This is a genomic window from Nocardia violaceofusca NBRC 14427, from assembly GCF_963869435.1.
GTDB lineage: Bacteria > Actinomycetota > Actinomycetes > Mycobacteriales > Mycobacteriaceae > Nocardia > Nocardia aobensis.
Map to the genome: position 1 here is coordinate 1 of NZ_CAWMPM010000070.1, position 2042 is coordinate 2042.

At 69.3% G+C, this 2042-nt stretch carries 1 protein-coding gene; it reads right to left on the reverse strand.

Features of this window, described 5'->3' with window-relative positions; genetic code table 11:
* Window positions 1-2042, reverse strand: a 2042-nt coding sequence (locus tag AC5592_RS34350) for a condensation domain-containing protein (RefSeq protein ID WP_157122449.1), incomplete at both ends; no start/stop codon positions are given.

The following is a 2042-nucleotide window of genomic DNA, read 5'->3' on the forward strand; positions in this document are numbered from 1 at the left end:
GGACCGTTCCGGGTCGGCCAGCAGCGCATCCAGCAGCCGCACGAAGCGACCGGCGAACGCGTCGACCGTCGACTCGTCGAACAGATCCGTCGCATAGGTGAACAGTGCCGCGGCCGGGGCGGATTCGTCCTCCGGCGGCGAAATGGTCAGTTGCAGATCGAATTTCGCGATCGCCCCGTCGATGCCCAGTTCGTCCACGCGGATTCCGGGCAGCTCCAGACCGGCCTTCTCCAAGTTCTGGAAGAACAGCGCGACCTGGAACAGCGGGTGGTGCGAAGGAGCGCGAACCGGATCCATCACCTCCACCAGGCGCTCGAACGGCAGCTCCGCGTGGGAGAACGCGGCGAGGTCGGTTCGTTTCACCCGCGCCAGCAGTTCGGTGAAGCTCTCGCCCGGATCGATCTCGGTCCGCAGCACCAGGGTGTTGACGAACATGCCGATCAGATCGTCGAGCTCGCGCTCGCCGCGGCCGGCCACCGGGGTGCCGATGGAAATGTCAGAGGTACCGGAGAGCCGGGCCAGCAGCGCGGCGAAGGCCGCGTGCACCACCATGAACTCCGAGGAGTTCTGTGCCCGCGCCAACCGGATCGCCGCGGCGCGCGTGGACGCCGGAATCTCGAAGGCCAGGGTGCGTCCGACACCCGAGGCGGTGTACGGGCGCGCCCGGTCGGCCGGAAGGTCGAGCCGCTCGGGCAGACCCGCCAGCGCCTCCCGCCAGAACGCGATCTGAGCGGCGGCCGACGACTGCGGATCTTCCTCGTCACCCAGCAGATCTCGCTGCCACAGTGTGTAGTCCGCGTACTGCACCGGCAGCGGCGTCCAAGTGGGCGCACTGCCCGCTTCCTGCGCGAGGTAAGCGGTCATGAGGTCTCGGACCAGCGGCGCCACCGACGCGCCGTCGGCGGCGATGTGGTGCGTCACCATGACCACCACGTGCACGTCGGTCTCGGGCTCCAGCACTGCGATCCGCAGCGGCACCTCGGCCGCGACGTCGAAACCGCGAAGCGCGAATTCGGTGACCCAGCCTTCGATCTCGCTCTCGGCGATCGGAATCACCGGCACGTCCGGCACGACCGACGGGGGCAACACCGATTGGTAGCCGACACCGTCCACGGCCGGGTAGACCGTCCGCAGCACCTCGTGCCGGGCCACCAGATCGCCGATGGCCGCGCGCAGTGCCGCGATGTCCAGTGCGCCGGTCAGCCGGACGGCGAACGGGATGTTGTTGGCGGGTGAGGTGGTGTCGAACTGGTTGAGGAACCACATCCGCTGCTGCGCGAGCGACAGCGGAATGCGTTCCGGACGCGGCCGGGCGGTGAGCGCCGGGCGATCCGCATCGGACCGGTTCGTCTCCACTCGGGAGGCGAGGGCCGCCACGCTGCCGGCCTCGAAGACCAGGCGGACCGGCACCCGGGTGTCGAGGGCGGAGCCGAGCCGCGCCGCGACCCGGGTGGCGCTCAGCGAGTTGCCGCCCAGTGCGAAGAAGTCGTCGTCGCGACCCACCCGCTCGATGCCGAGCACCTCGGCGAACACGTTCGCCACGAGTTCCTCGACCACGGTGACGGGCGCGGCGAACACCTGCGCCTCGAACACCGGCGCGGGCAACGCCTTGCGGTCGAGCTTTCCGGAGGTGTTGAGCGGCAACGCGTCCAGCACCGTCACGACCGCGGGCACCATGTACGAAGGCAGGGCCGAGGCGAGACTCGCACGCAGCGCCGTCGGATCCAGGTGATGTCCGGGCGCGGGCACCGCATAGCCGACGAGTTGTTCACCGGTGGGCCCGGCGACGACCAGCGCGACCGCCTGGCTGACGCCCGGAACGGCCAGCAACGCGGCTTCGACTTCGCCCAGCTCGATGCGCTGACCCCGGAACTTCACCTGGAAGTCGATCCGACCCAGATAATCGAGGGCGCCCGCGTTCCAGCGGACGAGGTCGCCGGTGCGATACATCCGAGTCCCGGCCGCACCGAACGGATTGGCCACGAACCGATCCGAAGTCAGATCCGGACGACGCAGATAACCCCGCGCCAACTGATCACCGG